We start from the raw sequence: 15,368 nt of genomic DNA on the forward strand, positions 1-15,368 counted from the left end.
TAATAGCCTCCTGTAGTTTTATGTATAGTATTCTATATTTTATTATATCATTTTAAAGGTATATTTTGGTATTTCATGTGATGTAGGTTGTCCGCTATTTTGGGTCACGTTACATCGATATCAAGCTAAGATTTTACACTACCCATACAGCAAAAATGAAGTTATTTCTGTAGAATTATAGGAAAGGATGGCGTTTCTTTATGAATCTTTCGATTCTTGATGAACTTCAGCTGATTGCTGAAGAATTACAACGACATATGTCTCCTCATGTTCTCGAACACCTAGCCAAAGAAAAAGGATTCGTTCAGCGAAAGAGTAAATATCAAGCAAAGGAATTAGTTGCTTTATGTGTATGGCTTAGTCAACAGGTCGCAAGTACATCACTCACACAATTATGTAGCTGTCTTGAAGTATCTACAGGTGTTCTTATCAGTCCTGAAGGACTTAATCAACGATTTAATGTTTCCGCAGTACAGTTTCTTGAACAAGTTCTAGCTAACCTTCTAATTCAAAGAATCTATTCAACACAAGAAATAATTCATCAATATACCACGATATTTAAGTGCATCCGGGTTCTAGATTCTACAACATTTCAGCTTCCAGATAAGTTTTCTTCACATTATCAAGGTTCAGGTGGAAGCAGCCATACTGCAGGAGTTAAAATTCAATTGGAGTATAACCTATTGAGTGGAAAGTTTCTGCACGTTTATGTAGGAGAAGGAAGAGAAAATGATAAAACTTTTGGTTCAACAAGCCTACAATCCATGCAACCAAAAGACTTGTGCATAAGAGATTTGGGTTATTTTTACTTACATGATTTACAGAAGATCCATGATAAAGGAGCTTACTATATCTCACGTTTGAAATTAAATTCTCGAATCTATTGTAAGAATGATAATCCAGATTATTTTCGAAATGGGACCGTGAAAAAAGGAACACTATATATTCAGTTAGATATGGAAGAACTCATGAATCAATTGACCCCTGGTCAAACAATGGAGATTTCAGAAGCATACATTGGGCAGTATCAAAAACTACCAGCTCGTGTTATTATTCATCGATTAACAAAAGAACAAACAGAGAAAAGATTGAAGGAACAAGCCAAAAAAGAAAAGAAGAAAGGTATTACCTACAAAGAACGAAGTAAAAGGTTGAGTGGAATCAACGTGTATATAACGAATCTTTCTGCAGAAAATGTTCCAACGGAACATATCCATGACTTGTATTCATTACGCTGGCAAATTGAAATCTTGTTCAAAACATGGAAATCTTTCTTTCAAATTGACAAGTGCAAAGAAATCAAGAAAGAGCGCTTAGAATGTCATTTATATGGACAACTCATTAGTATTTTACTTTGTTCATCAACGATGTTCAAAATGCGTCAAGTAGAGTAGCGATGTGAAAATATGGAACGTTTATAAAAGGAGGATTGAATATTTCTCTAATCATCCTCTATGGTGTAATGTTTTTATTGCTAATAATGTATTATTTAAATAAAGATAGCTGACTATTTTATAGCAGCTATCTTCATTTTATTTTTTTGCTTATCGTTGGAATTGCTAGGTATTTCATCTCCTAATTTAAAGAGTAAATTAATAAAAGTGAATATTAACAGTGATTGTTGATGTATAATTAAAAAGGATTGTTCATTAATAACTTAGGGAGAATACTATTATGAGTCAAAACAATGAGCTGATTATTTCTGCTCAAAAAGAGCTAGATGAAAAACTATCTAGCTATAAAGGAAAGAAGGTTTCTGAACTTAAAGAGGAACTGGGACTATTTGAAAAGGATAGTAAAGCCTCTTTTGTAAATTTAGCTAGGAAGATGTTGAAAATAAGCAACAATCAATTTGATTTATGCGATAACAAAGTACAGGCAGTTTTAAAAACGGTGCGTTTAACTGGAATGGAAACACCAGCTGAAGCTATGTCTTTCATGCCAATTAATTTTGATGAATGGATTGCAGCAGGTTCCTGGAAGAGTAGTTCTTTGTATGAATATTTTAAAAATAAGACATTAATTCTCTTCATTTTCCAACAATACCCTACTGGTAAGCGTGTGGACGATAGTGAAATGACTTTCTTGGATGCAAAGGTTTGGAAGATGTCAGAATACGATATGAATCATGGTCTGAAAGAAGTGTGGGATCAAGTCCGTTACTTAATTAATGAAAGAAAACTTGAAATCACAACTGTAAAACAAAAGAGTGGAAAGATTATCAATAAAAACAATCTACCATCTAGCAAATTTAATTCACTTGGTCACTTAAGACCAGGTGGAAAAAATGGCGATGACAAAGTGAAGTTAACGACAGGGCAGAGTATAGTAAAACAGCGCTTTTGGTTCAACATAGAATATGTAAAAGAAATTATAGATTTATAGGGGGATAGAAAGTTATGGGAAATATTAATCTGTTTGATTTGTATAAGGAAGGATTTGTTAAGGATGGGGGACATGATATTAATGTTCCTATCAAAAAGGCGAGTGGAGAAAAGTATAGTGGCAAAACCTATGCCATCCCTTTAAAGTATCTCTATTATAACGAGCAAAATGGTCGAATCGGTGTTGCACTGTCGAATTATGAAAGCGTTAGCGGGAAATTGCACCCAGGGCATAACGAAGAATACAATATGATTGTTCAAAACATGTTAACAAACGATGACGATAAGACCAAAAAAGACATGGAAGTCTTGAAGAGAGATATTGCAATGAAAGGCCAAGATGAACCTGGCTATGTTTTAAGCGATGGGCGTGTCATTGATGGAAATCGCCGCTTTACAGCAAGACGATTACTTGATCAAGATCCTGCAATAATAGAACAGCAATATTTCGAAGCGGTTATTTTAGATGATCTATCTGTAGAAAACATTGATGACCGAAAGCGGATTAAGTCGCTGGAATTACAGATTCAATTTGGAAAATTGGATAAAGTAGATTACGATCCGATTGATAGAGCAATTGATGCCTACAAAACCGTTTCAGTGAATACTATTATGACTGCGACGGAATATTCTAAATTTGCTGGACTAACATCTAATGCGGTGAGCAATTTACTGCTTGAAGCAGAGCTAATCGTGAAATTTTTAGAATTCTCGAATACCAACCCAGATAATTATGCATTGGCCAAACAATTAGATTTAGACGGACCACTTCGAGACATGATTCCTCAGTATAAAAAATTCAAGAACACAGCAAACGCAGACCAGTTATTGAACAGCTTGTTTGCAAAAATTATTCAGGTGCGTTGTGCCAAAGAGGATTACAAACAAGAATTCAGACAAATAGTCAAAACGGTTGTTGGTACAAAAAATGAAGAAAAATTCATTGAAGAAATGGAAGAGTCAACTGATACAATTGTAGAGGCTTTAGATAATAAAGAGCCAATCAAGAACAATGTCGAACTGTTTTCTCTTTTGAATCATGATCAAGAGGTAGTTCAAGCAATCGCAAAAGTTCAAAAGATTACAAACAAGCATTCTGAAAAGTCCAAAAATCATCAAGAACAAAACATGCCAGCAAGACTTGCGGATAAGGCAATCACTACAATTGAATCAATTGATAAAAGAATTGTCCAAGAATTGCCTAAAGCTGAAAGGAAGAAGTTAAATGAAAGTTTAGAGGAGCTAAGGAAACAAATTGATGTGCTTCTTTCAATGGAGGGTTAAATTTGCTAAAGAATCTGCAAGGTCAGCTTAAATCTAGTTATAACTCGATGATTCATAGTGTGTCAGATGAATTCTATAACCCAATATTGGGCGAATCTATCAGCTATAAACGAGTGAGCGGCTATTTTTCTTGTAAAGCACTTTCTATTTATGCTGAAGGACTAGACAAAATTGCTGAAAATGATGGATATGTTCAATTCATCATATCTCAAAACATTTCAGAAAAGGATTTTGAAGAAATCAAGACAGGTTATCATGAACGCTCTAAAGGGGAGACCTTAACCCAGATTGATAAGCAGCGTCTAGGAAATTTAGCCTACTTGATATCACAGGGCAAAGCAGATGTGAAGTTTGGCATAGTGAAAAACGGTTTGTTCCACACAAAATGGGGATTATTTGAAGATAAGCAGGGGGATATCATTTATTTCAATGGTTCACTCAATGAAACAGCAAATGCCATAGAGAATAATTTCGATTCCTTTGATGTGGATTTTTCTTGGGACGTAAGTATCAATGTTCGTTCTCGTATAAATCAGAAAGTAGAAGAGTTTTCTCTTTTGTGGAACGATAATTATCCAGGTGTTCAAGTGATTGATGCTACTGAAATTATCTATCCTCTTCTACAAGAGTTCGACATAGGAAAGATTCAAAGGATACCAAACCCTGTTAATAATTCCGTTATTTTTGATATGGACGATGTGCATTTCTTTTTCGTTGATAAAAGTGAAGATGAAGTAAGCACAAAAAAAACCTTTAAGAATAAATTCAGCTTTTATGTAGATGAAGACAAGGGGTATCCCTTTTTCAGAGGGGATTTAACCTATCGAGAGATTGAAAGGATAATTGAACTTGCCAATAAGCAAGCAGGTAAACATCAGTTCAACTTTATCGTTTCTTCATGTGTAGATAGCTATATTAATGGTCAGAAGTATTCCATAGAAGAATATCGAAAATCAGGCTTGACCTTGAAAAATCAAGATAGCAGGTGGGATGAAGAGTTTGAGGAGTTTAAGGAAGTCGTGGAAGCAGAAGTTGCCAGACCTCTAAAAGTACTACAGCTTCGTTCGGCTATGTATATGCTCACACAAAAAAGAGCAGCCAATTTCTCTGTTCCAGGAGCAGGGAAAACTGCTATGTTACTAGGTGTTTTCGCATATCTAAATAGCAAGCAAAAAGGAGAACCAATTAAGCGACTACTAGTTGTTAGTCCAATTAATGCCTTTATGTCTTGGAAGGAAGAGTTTCAAGCAGTCTTTCAAAGTAAAAAAGATTTAAGAGTTCTCAGTGTTCATGATGAATCTATTGGTAGGAATAGATATGCGCTAGAAGCTCAGTGGCCTTCCGCAAACTTGATTTTGATTAACTATGAATCACTACCAAAGTTTAAAGATTCAATCATAAAATGCCTAGCCAATGATTCAGATACTATGCTCGTTTATGATGAGGTTCATCGTGTAAAAGGGGTGCAGGCTAAACGGGCACTTGCTGCTTTAGAAATAGCAGACAAGGTTGATTATCGCTATGTCTTAACAGGAACACCTATTCCTAATGGCTATTTAGATATATATAACTTCTTGAATATCTTATTTAAAAAGGAATATAGCGCATATTTTGGATTTGAGCAAAATATGCTGAAAAATCCCGATAGTTGGGAAATTGATGAAATCAATGAAAGATTGGTTCCTTATTTTTGGAGAACTAGCAAGGAAGATTTAGGCGTTCCACCAGCCGATAAAGACAATATTATAAAAGTACCTCCATCTAAAGAACAGCTTCGCCTAGCGGAAATACTCTATACAACAACGCAAAATCCACTAGCAATCTGGATAAGAATGATTCAATTATCAACCAACCCTGAAATCGTCAATCAAGCAATAAATTACAGTGATTTAGGCTTTAGTGAAGATGACAGTATAGATAATGATTCCTATGATCAGGTCAGTGCGAAGGTAAGAAAAGAGCTAGAAAAAAGCATCCATCAAGCAGTCATTGGTGAAGTAAGCGAATGGGATTTAGCGAATGTGGATTCCCCTAAATTCAAAGCAGGTATTGAACTTGTGATGGATATAGTGAAAAAATATGGAAAGGTCGTAGTATGGGGACTATTCGTAAATACATTGAAGAAAATCACTCGTGTATTAAATGAAAGAGGCATCAATACAAAAGTGATTTATGGCGGTACACCTCGTAATGAACGCGACGATATCATCCACATATTTAAAGAAAACACAGATGAAATACAAGTGCTAGTATCTAATCCGAACACGCTTGGAGAATCTGTGTCTCTACACAATATCGTCCATGATGCAATCTACTTTGAATATAACTATAACTTGACCTTTATGCTACAATCACGTGATCGAATTCATCGACTTGGATTGCCTGAAGATCAAAGCACACGATATTACTATTTGATGACGGTGAGCGATAGAGAAATCTATAATTTTATTGACCAAAAGATTTATGAAAAGCTGGCTGAAAAAGAAGAGCGAATGAGTGAAGCAATTGATGGAGATTATCTTGTTCCTGAGTTTGTTGATGATGAGATTGAGGAAATGAAGCGGATTATTGAGTCGGAGCGCCGGTTTTAAATCATCATAATGGAAGACTATTGTATTGTTTAACTACTGGTACCTATTAAAAATTAACATTAGATAATGTTGGAGTAATGAGTGTAAATTAATGGGGGATTGGTTGTATTTTCGGTCAAAGTTTTCATTGAGAATTAGAATAAATAATAAGAATCATTAAGGGCCAAGAGAACTATTTCTTTGGTCTTCTTTTTTGGGGAACAATACTCTGAAAAAACTCATTTCATATACATTTACGATTTAGTAGTATTTTTTTCGTATTCAATTTTAAAATTTTTCTCATCAAATATTATCTCTGATTATCCTCTATTAGTCTCTATTATTCCCCACTATCCTTCAGTAGAAAAGTAAACGTAAAGCAACTCCAAAATATACAATAAAAGTTGATTTTGGGGTTGCTTTTTGTTTACTTCACTTTTTTCGGCACTCTGCATCTAGGAGGTAAATCCGTTGACCACGGCAAGACTTTATCAATTTCTTCTTTATTGTTTAAATCGATATTGGGAAGTGTTTCAAACAGATAAAGAAGATAATGATAGGGACGGTAGAGAAGTTGTTTGAACAGTTGAAAAGGAAACAACAAAAGGACAGAGTGCCTGTTGCATTGGAAGTGTAAAGTAGTTGTAAGAAGTGGGGGGAGGAAAGTTTGTAAGTATGGAATCGAAAATTTGCTTTTAAATTCTTCACTTAGTAGACGTAATTCCTCTTGTGCAACATTAGTAAACTTAGACATAAAATGGGTGAACCTTCTTTGATTGATAATCCTAAGGAATATGAAAAGGTTTTAAATCGATATGCAGAAAAATTGGATTGGTTTACAGAGCATGGTGGCTATGAAATCGAGACAAAAATCCGTGGTATTTTACATGGAATGGGGTTTAGAGATGTTCTACCGGAAACAATCATTCAGAATTTGAGTGGTGGACAGAAAACAAGGCTTGCATTAGCTAAAATTCTGCTAGAAGAACCAGATTTACTTATGCTGGATGAGCCAACAAATCATTTAGATTTTGCTACCTTATCTTGGTTAGAGAACTATTTAAAGGCATATGCGGGTGCTATTTTAGTTGTCTCTCACGATCGTTACTTTTTGGATTCACTCGTAACAGGAATTTATGAAATTGAACGAACAGTAGCTCAAGAATATACGGGTAACTACTCAAAATATGTTGAGAGTAAAGAAAAAGATCGTGAACTGCATTCTAAAAAATATGCAATGCAACAAAATCAAATTGAAAAAATGGAAGACTATGTTCGACGTAATATCGCCATGGCAACATCCGCAAAAAGCGCCAAAAATAAACGTAAGCAACTTGAAAGAATTCAACGGATAGATAAACCACAAAATGAGTTAAAGAGAGCACAAATGTCATTTTCAATAGAAAAACCTTCTCACAAGGAAGTATTACAAGTTGAAGATTTAAGTATTTATATCGATGAAGAAAATAATCGAAGACCACTATTGAAAAATATTGATTTTCATCTATATCGAGGGGAAAAAGTGGAACAGTAAATTGGGGGAATGGCGTTACTATTGGTTATTACGATCAAGAGCAAGCTGATTTACATCCTGACAACACTATATTAGATGAAGTGTGGAATACTTTTCCGCATATTGAAGAATCTAAAATTCGTGCTGTACTTGGAAATTTCTTGTTTACAGGTGAAGATGTGTTCAAAAAAATCTCCTCGCTTAGCGGTGGGGAAAAAGCGCGTGTTGCATTATCTAAGTTGATGTTACAAAAAGTCAACGTTCTAGTTATAGATGAGCCCACAAATCATTTAGATGTATTTAGTAAAGGGGTATTGGAAAGAACACTTATGGATTACGAGGGTACATTGTTATTTATTTCTCATGACCGTTATTTTCTTAATAAGCTAGCTGAAAAAATGTTAGAGATTACTCCAATAGAAGCTAATCTCTATAACGGTAACTATGATGACTATATTGAGGCTAAATCACAAAAAGATAGGGAAGTAGTAAGTAGTTTGTAGGGGAATAAAGTAATGATAGAATGGACTTATGACTCTAATTCTCAAACTATCACATTACATATCGAAAAGAACTTAATAAAAGGTGAAGAACAAAAGAAGCTTTCTCCAAAAGGTCATTATTCAATGACCTTTTGGGAAAGCTTCTTCTATTTCATCTCACGAAGCATCCGCACCTTCAAACTGACTATTATAAAGCGAAGCATAGAACCCTTTAGCCTTCAATAACTCTTCATGATTACCTTGTTCTACAATATCCCCGTCTTTCATAACAAGGATTAAATCCGCATCACGGATTGTTGATAATCTGTGAGCGATGATGAAGCTTGTTCGGCCTTCCATGAGGTTTTCCATCGCTTTTTGAATCAGTACTTCTGTACGAGTGTCGATAGAGCTTGTTGCTTCGTCGAGTATGAGTATTTTCGGATCCGCTAGAAGGGCACGGGCAATTGTTAATAACTGCTTTTGTCCTTGGGATACGTTGCTTGCTTCTTCGTTTAGTTCCATGTTGTATCTATTTGGTAAGGTTTTTACGAAGCTGTGAACGTGGGCTGCTTTCGCTGCTTCAATTACTTCTTCGTCAGTCGCACCCAGTCTACCGTAACGTATGTTTTCCATGATGGAGCCGTTAAATAGCCATGTGTCTTGCAGTACCATACCAAACATACTGCGCAGGTCTTCGCGCGTGAAGTCTTTTATGTCGTGACCGTCTATACAGATCGCACCGCTGTTTACGTCATAGAAACGCATTAATAGTTTGACGATTGTTGTTTTACCAGCCCCGGTTGGTCCGACGATTGCTACTTTTTGTCCAGGCTTAATGTTAGCTGAGAAGTTATTGATGATGATCTTATCTGGATTGTATCCAAATTGAACATCTTTGAAGGTAACTTCTCCGTTTACTTTTTGCAGCTTCACTGGATTTTCTGATTCTGGCATTTCCTCTTCTTCTTCTAAAAATTCGAAGACTCGTTCTGCAGCAGCAGCAGTGGATTGGAGTACGTTCGCGATTTGCGCTACTTGAGCGATTGGCTGCGTAAAGTTTCTTACATATTGTACAAAGGCTAGAATATCTCCAACTGCGATGGTTCTCTTTGCCGCAAGCCAGCCGCCTAAAATCGAGACAGCGACGTAACCGATATTCCCGATAAACATCATAATCGGCATCATCATTCCAGATAAAAATTGAGATTTCCATGCAGAGTGGTAAAGAGTATCATTCACCTTTTCGAATTTTTTCACTTCTTCTTCTTCAGTGTTAAAAGCTTTTACAATATTGTGACCACTATAAATTTCTTCCACCTGACCGTTAACGTGTCCTAAATATTCTTGTTGGGATTTGAAGTATTTTTGTGATCGTTTTACGACTGCCATGATAAGTATCATGGATACTGGCAAGATTAAGAGCGCGACTAATGTCATTTGCCAACTGATTGATAACATCATGATGAATACACCGATGATGGTAATAACGGATGTGATGATTTGCGACATACTTTGATTTAAAGTTTGGCTCACAGTATCTACGTCATTCGTAATTCTAGATAATACTTCTCCGTGCGTTGTTTTATCAAAGTAATTCAGCGGCATCCGGTTGATCTTTTCATCAATTTCTTTTCTAAAGTTATAAGATACCTTTTGTGCGACTCCTGAAATGATATATCCTTGGATAATACCAAACGCAGTGCTCGCTATATATAATCCAAGGAGTAAAATAACGATGTTTCCGATATAGGTAAAGTCAATGGCGGCACCGTGCACGCCTGTTACTTTGTCTACGAGTCCTTCGAAAAGTTTTGTTGTCGCCTTACCTAAAATCTTTGGACCGACGATTGCGAAGGCGGCACTACCGATTGCGAAAAGGATAACGATTAAGATTGATAATTTATAGGGCTTCAAGTATTGAAGGAGCTTATTCATCGTTCCCTTGAAATTTTTTGCCTTCTCAATCTTTCGCATGCCGCCGCCCATATGACCGCCGCCATGGCCACCACCAGGACCACCTTGTTTATTATGTTCTACTTTTTTCTCACTCATGATGACAACTCCTCTCTTGAAAGTTGCGATAAAGCAATTTGCTTATAAACTTCACAGTTTTCCATAAGCTCTTCATGAGTACCTGTTCCGACTATTTCTCCTTCATCAAGTACAATGATCTTATCTGCATTCATAATCGTACTGATTCTTTGGGCAACAAGTAAAAGAGTACTTCCTGCAATCTCATTGTTTAAAGCTCTGCGCAGCGCAGCATCTGTCTTAAAGTCAAGAGCTGAGAAACTATCATCAAATATGAAGATTTCCGATTTTTTCGTAAGAGCACGCGCAATAGAAAGTCTTTGTTTTTGACCGCCTGAAACATTCGTACCACCTTGTGATATTTCTGTGCGGAAGCTTTCAGGTTTCGCGTTAATAAACTCCATCGCTTGAGCGATTTCTGCCGCTTTTGTTAGTTCTTCTTCAGTTGCTTCTTTCTTACCGTATTTCAAATTACTTTCGATTGTACCGGAGAATAAAACTCCTTTTTGCGGTACATAACCGATTTTTTCTCTTAATTCTTTCTGAGATACTTCTCTAATATCAGTTCCATCTATTAAGATTTGGCCACTTGTGACATCGTAAAAGCGTGGAATTAAGTTGATTAATGTTGATTTACCACTACCTGTACTTCCGATGAAAGCTGTCGTTTCTCCAGGCTTTGCGGTAAAGGTGATATTAGAAAGCACATCTTCTTCTGCACCTGGATATTTAAAGCTAACATTTTTAAATTCAACGTAACCTTTCTTGTCTGAAGAGAAAGGTTTTGGTTCCTCTGCATCATGAATGGTAACGTCAGTGTCTAAAACTTCTGCGATACGTTGTGCAGATACAGAAGCACGCGGAACCATAATAGATACCATTGAAATCATTAAGAAGGCCATGATGATTTGCATTGTATATTGCATAAATGCCATCATATCACCAACTTGCATATGTCCCATATCCACTTGGTGTGATCCAACCCAAATAATCAGTACAGTAACGGCATTCATGATAAACATCATCATTGGCATCATAAATGACATTAAACGGCTTACAAATAAATTCGTTCTTGTTAAGTCTTGATTGCCTTTTTCAAATTTCTTTTCTTCATGCTTTTGATTATTAAAAGCACGAATCACGAGCATACCTGTTAAAGATTCACGCGTGATTAAGTTAATTTTATCTACTAACTTTTGGATACTCTTAAATTTAGGGATCGCGATGCTAAATAAACCAATGACTAAGCTTAAAATGGCGATAACTGCAACTGCGATAATCCATCCCATTGAAAGGTCTGTAGTAAGTACTTTAATAATGCCGCCTATGCCTAAAATTGGTGCATAGAATACAATGCGAAGCAACATTACCATAAGGGTTTGCACTTGCTGGATATCATTTGTACTTCTTGTGATTAAAGAGGCAGTGGAAAACTTATCAAACTCCGCATTTGAGAAGTTTGTAACCTTCCGAAATACTTTCTTTCTAAGATCTCTGCCGAGTCCTGCAGCTACTTTTGCAGCAAGTAAACTCACGACAACGGTTGCTGCCATACTTACTAAGGATAGAAGCAGCATTTTCCCGCCAGAAGTAAGAATGAAATTGGATTGAAGCTTATCTGTATTGATGCCAATCTTTTTATACTCATCCTCAATGAATGAAACGGCTGACTGTGTTACCATGCTGCCTGGCATATTCTTAAACTTTTCATCTGCCTTTTCTTTCATTGCATTGATTTGATCTTGAGGCATTTTCGCAATGACTGCAAAAGGATCTGTATTTGGCGGAAGTTTCGCCGGTGTATTGTTATCACCTGGCGCAGCGGGAGTAAAAGCAGATGGGCCGCCTTTTTCAATTCCTTGTGTAATTAACATTGGTTTCCCAAAGATATCGTTCAGTTCGTTAATTGTATTTTTATCCTCTGTATGTAGCTTATAAAGGGGTTCTTTATCCAGCTGCGGATAATCTTTCAAATCATTTTTTAGCTCACTTTGAGAAAGATTGTTCTTATCTAAAAGCGCATAGTTGGTATCTACTTTTTTCTTCTCATTTTCATTCATAAAGAGCTTAAGTTTATCCATCTCACTCTTACGAATAACCTCAGGTACTGCGTTTTCTACACCTTTTTGCTGAATACCTACATTCACAATTTTAGACATGTAATCTGGCAGCGATAGGTCACATACGGCTTGTATGGATAATAGACATATAACTGCAATGATTGAGGCAGTAAAAGGTTTTAAATGTTTAATTATCTTTAACATTTAATTCATCTCTCCAATTTCCTTGTCTAATTTTTTTAGTTTTTACTTCGTCTCTGTACTTTATTCTTTGTATTCTCCGTAATGTATACTAGCACCTTTTTACATACTTTCGACCACAGATTAAGTATCATTCTATAACTATATGTTTTTTGAATCCTGGTTTACATGTAAATGAAAAAACATACCTGTTGACCAAAAGTTATAAAATGGTGTTGCTGTTTTCATACGGATGTATAGCCCCTCAACAGCCCATTATAAACCTCTACTAAGCCCCTTACAAATAATAAAGCATTACAAAAACAAAATAAAAAAACTACTACAAGCATTCCTTCGAAGAAATGTAGTTGTAGTCATTTTTTGAAAAATATAAAATAACCCCGCCAAAATTCTTCCCTCATCCCTATATACATGATGGAACTCAAAATTACATATGTTTCATTAAAGGATAGGAGGAATACACATGGCAGTATACCGTAATGTACAGGTGAATTTTTGGCAGGATGATTTTGTGCTCGATTTAACGCCGGAGGAGAGGTATTTTTACATATATTTGCTGACATGTTCAAAGACGACGCAGTGCGGGATGTATTCGCTGCCGAAGCGCTTGGCGGAGATGGAAACAGGTTATAACAGGGAGACTGTTGAGAAGTTACTGCAGCGCTTTGTTGATTATGGAAAGATATTGTACGATGCGGAAACGAAGGAGTTATATATTCTGAATTGGTTACGCTATAATCCGATTACGAATACAAACGTGGAGAAGTGCGTGTTACGTGAGTTAAAGACTGTGAAAAGCAAAGAGTTTGTCCGTATGTTTCTCCAAAGATGCTTGGAGGAAGAGTTACATATTCCGTTATTGTTAGAGCATTTCGGTATGCCGAGTGAATTGTCTGAGATTATCCCTAAAGAAACCTTTGCAAGCTGTGAAGCGGATGTGGAAGTAGAAGAAGTGGAACCAGGCAGCAGTGTATTTACGTTTTATGAACAAAACTTCGGTAGTTTGTCGTCTTATGCAGCGGAGGAATTAAGTGAATGGATGGCAGATTTGTCGGAGGAGCTTGTATTAAAAGCACTTCAGATTTCTTATGAAAATAATAAGCGGACGATTGCTTATGTGAAGGGGATTTTGCGAGATTGGCACGGAAAGGGATATACGAAGGTTAGTGAAGTAGAAGAGGCGGCAATGAAGTTTCGGAAGAAGGAGCCGACTGCCGTGTATGAAACTGAGAAGTTCCTGGAGGAGTGCGAGGAGTGGGAGAAAAATGTGCCGTCTGAAGAAGAGTTGCAGAAGTTTCTCAAGGAAGAGGGATGGCGTCCATGAGCATTCAAAATGTTGAGGCAGAACAGACGGTATTAGGGTCTTTACTTCTTGAAGGAGAACTGATTAAGGAGTGCCGCTTGACTGAGCAGCACTTTTCTACGGCTGTGCACCGAGCTATATTCAAGGTGATTCGGGAAGTAGAGGAAGATATGCAGCCGCTTGATCTTGTTACGCTTGTTTCAAGAATGGATGCTGCTTTTTTGGCGCAAATTGGGGGGATGGAATACTTAGTTAATATGATTGAGGGTGTGCCTACTACTACCAACTTCTCTTATTATGAGGGGCTTGTTCGGAATGCTTGGAAAATGAACCAGGCGGGAAGTGTGGCACACAGCATGTGCGAACGGCTTCTTGCGGAGAAGGATGAGAAAGTAATTGGAGAAACGATTACGAGACTTTGTGAACTGGAAGAGGTGGATTGCACACTCGATTTTGATTTGAAGGATACGTTAGTCGATCTTTATGAGGAGCTTTATCAAGATACAGAAGAACTTACTGGCATTGAGACTGGTTTTCCAGCTTTAAATAAGATGACGTGTGGCTTGCAGGAAGGGGATTTTGTTGTGATTGGGGCGCGGCCTTCGATGGGAAAGACGGCGTTTGCTTTAAATATTGCGCTTCATGCAGCAAAATCGGATGCGGCAGTTGGGTTGTTTTCCCTGGAGATGAGCGATAAGCAACTTTTGAAACGAATGGTTTCTTGTTTAGGTGAGGTATCTGGAAGACGGCTGAAAAACCCGAAGCATCGTTTTACGATAGAGGACTGGGGAAAAACGAGCCGCGCATTTGCGGAAATTGGGGATCTGCCGCTAGAGATTTATGATAAGGCAGGCGTTACAACGCAGGAGATTTGGGTGCAAGTGAGGAAGCTGAAACGAAAGCATGGGGATAAGAAATTGCTTGTTATTGTTGATTACTTGCAGCTTATTACAGGCGATTCGAAATATCGGGGAAATAGGTTTCAGGAAATGAGTGAAATTTCTCGTAAGCTGAAGCTGCTAGCGCGTGATTTAAATGTGTGCGTCGTAGCGCTTTCGCAATTGTCTCGCGGGGTAGAGTCGCGTCATGATAAGCGCCCGCTACTTTCTGATTTAAGAGAGACAGGACAGATTGAGCAGGATGCGGATGTGATTATGCTGATGTATCGGGAGGATTATTATGATAAGGAGACGGAGCATAAAGATATAACAGAAATTCAGATAGCGAAGCATCGGAATGGACCTGTTGGGATGCTGAATCTGCGGTTTCTAAAGGAATTTGGGAGGTTTGTGGAGAGGTAAGGGTTAAAAAAAGACTAGTAAGTCCCCCGCCTAAAATGATCTTGATTCTTTTTTCAGACAGTCTGGATAAGACTAAGGAGCTGCTAATCGAAAATTTCTTCAAGCAGTAGGGAATAGAATCGAATTGAGGTCTACATTAGGAGTATAAAAAAAGGCACTTCGCCGAGTGTCTTTTTTATTTCAGGTTAATTCGTTATAAAATAGTGGCGATGACTGCTCATACCAGTGTTACAAGA

General features: G+C 37.1%; 7 protein-coding genes and 2 pseudogenes. 7 read left to right on the top strand and 2 right to left on the bottom strand.

Annotated features, from left to right (window positions below; translation table 11 throughout):
- Positions 1-200 precede the first annotated feature (200 nt).
- From QRY57_RS06565 to QRY57_RS27085, 5 genes and pseudogenes are all read left to right on the top strand, one after another.
- Positions 201-1,388: pseudogene (locus QRY57_RS06565) on the top strand (IS4 family transposase); the annotation flags it as partial.
- A 286-nt stretch (positions 1,389-1,674) separates the two neighbouring features.
- Positions 1,675-2,385 carry a PDDEXK family nuclease gene (locus QRY57_RS06570; RefSeq protein ID WP_286016979.1) on the top strand — a complete coding sequence of 237 codons (711 nt, stop codon included), beginning with the start codon at positions 1,675-1,677 and terminating at the stop codon, positions 2,383-2,385.
- 14 nt (positions 2,386-2,399) lie between these two features.
- Positions 2,400-3,668 carry a ParB N-terminal domain-containing protein gene (locus tag QRY57_RS06575; protein WP_286016980.1) on the top strand — a complete coding sequence of 423 codons (1,269 nt, stop codon included), beginning with the start codon at positions 2,400-2,402 and terminating at the stop codon, positions 3,666-3,668.
- Positions 3,669-3,670: 2 nt separating this feature from the next.
- Positions 3,671-6,259, top strand: coding sequence for an SNF2-related protein (locus QRY57_RS06580; protein WP_286016981.1), 2,589 nt, complete (start codon positions 3,671-3,673; stop codon positions 6,257-6,259).
- A 715-nt stretch (positions 6,260-6,974) separates the two neighbouring features.
- Positions 6,975-8,254 (top strand): annotated as a pseudogene (locus QRY57_RS27085) (ABC-F family ATP-binding cassette domain-containing protein); the annotation flags it as partial.
- A 156-nt stretch (positions 8,255-8,410) separates the two neighbouring features.
- Here QRY57_RS27085 and QRY57_RS06590 read toward each other — a convergent pair.
- Together QRY57_RS06590 and QRY57_RS06595 are read right to left on the bottom strand one after the other, a co-directional pair.
- The gene (locus QRY57_RS06590) at positions 8,411-10,288 is read right to left on the bottom strand and encodes an ABC transporter ATP-binding protein (RefSeq protein WP_286016982.1); all 1,878 of its coding nucleotides are present in this window, start codon (positions 10,286-10,288) and stop codon (positions 8,411-8,413) included.
- Positions 10,285-12,531, bottom strand: coding sequence for an ABC transporter ATP-binding protein (locus tag QRY57_RS06595; RefSeq protein WP_286016983.1), 2,247 nt, complete (start codon positions 12,529-12,531; stop codon positions 10,285-10,287). The genes QRY57_RS06590 and QRY57_RS06595 overlap by 4 nt, the downstream gene beginning before the upstream one ends.
- A gap of 460 nt (positions 12,532-12,991) precedes the next feature.
- Between QRY57_RS06595 and QRY57_RS06600 the strand changes: the two genes are divergently transcribed.
- Entirely contained in the window at positions 12,992-13,852 is an 861-nt protein-coding gene (locus tag QRY57_RS06600; RefSeq protein ID WP_286016984.1) for a DnaD domain-containing protein, read from the top strand.
- Positions 13,849-15,132, top strand: a complete 1,284-nt coding sequence (gene dnaB / locus QRY57_RS06605; RefSeq protein ID WP_286016985.1) for a replicative DNA helicase — start codon at positions 13,849-13,851, stop codon at positions 15,130-15,132. Before QRY57_RS06600 ends, dnaB begins: the two co-directional genes overlap by 4 nt.
- The last annotated feature ends 236 nt before the right edge of the window (positions 15,133-15,368 follow it).

The organism is Bacillus arachidis (assembly GCF_030285945.1).
GTDB lineage: Bacteria > Bacillota > Bacilli > Bacillales > Bacillaceae_G > Bacillus_A > Bacillus_A arachidis.

Bases quoted from the DNA above. Each gene is read 5' to 3' on its own strand.
- QRY57_RS06570 (WP_286016979.1), top strand. From the start codon at position 1,675: ATGAGTCAAAACAATGAGCTGATTATTTCTGCTCAAAAAGAGCTAGAT.
- QRY57_RS06600 (WP_286016984.1), top strand. From the start codon at position 12,992: ATGGCAGTATACCGTAATGTACAGGTGAATTTTTGGCAGGATGATTTT.
- dnaB (WP_286016985.1), top strand. From the start codon at position 13,849: ATGAGCATTCAAAATGTTGAGGCAGAACAGACGGTATTAGGGTCTTTA.
- QRY57_RS06590 (WP_286016982.1), bottom strand. From the start codon at position 10,288: ATGAGTGAGAAAAAAGTAGAACATAATAAACAAGGTGGTCCTGGTGGT.
- QRY57_RS06595 (WP_286016983.1), bottom strand. From the start codon at position 12,531: ATGTTAAAGATAATTAAACATTTAAAACCTTTTACTGCCTCAATCATT.
- QRY57_RS06575 (WP_286016980.1), top strand. From the start codon at position 2,400: ATGGGAAATATTAATCTGTTTGATTTGTATAAGGAAGGATTTGTTAAG.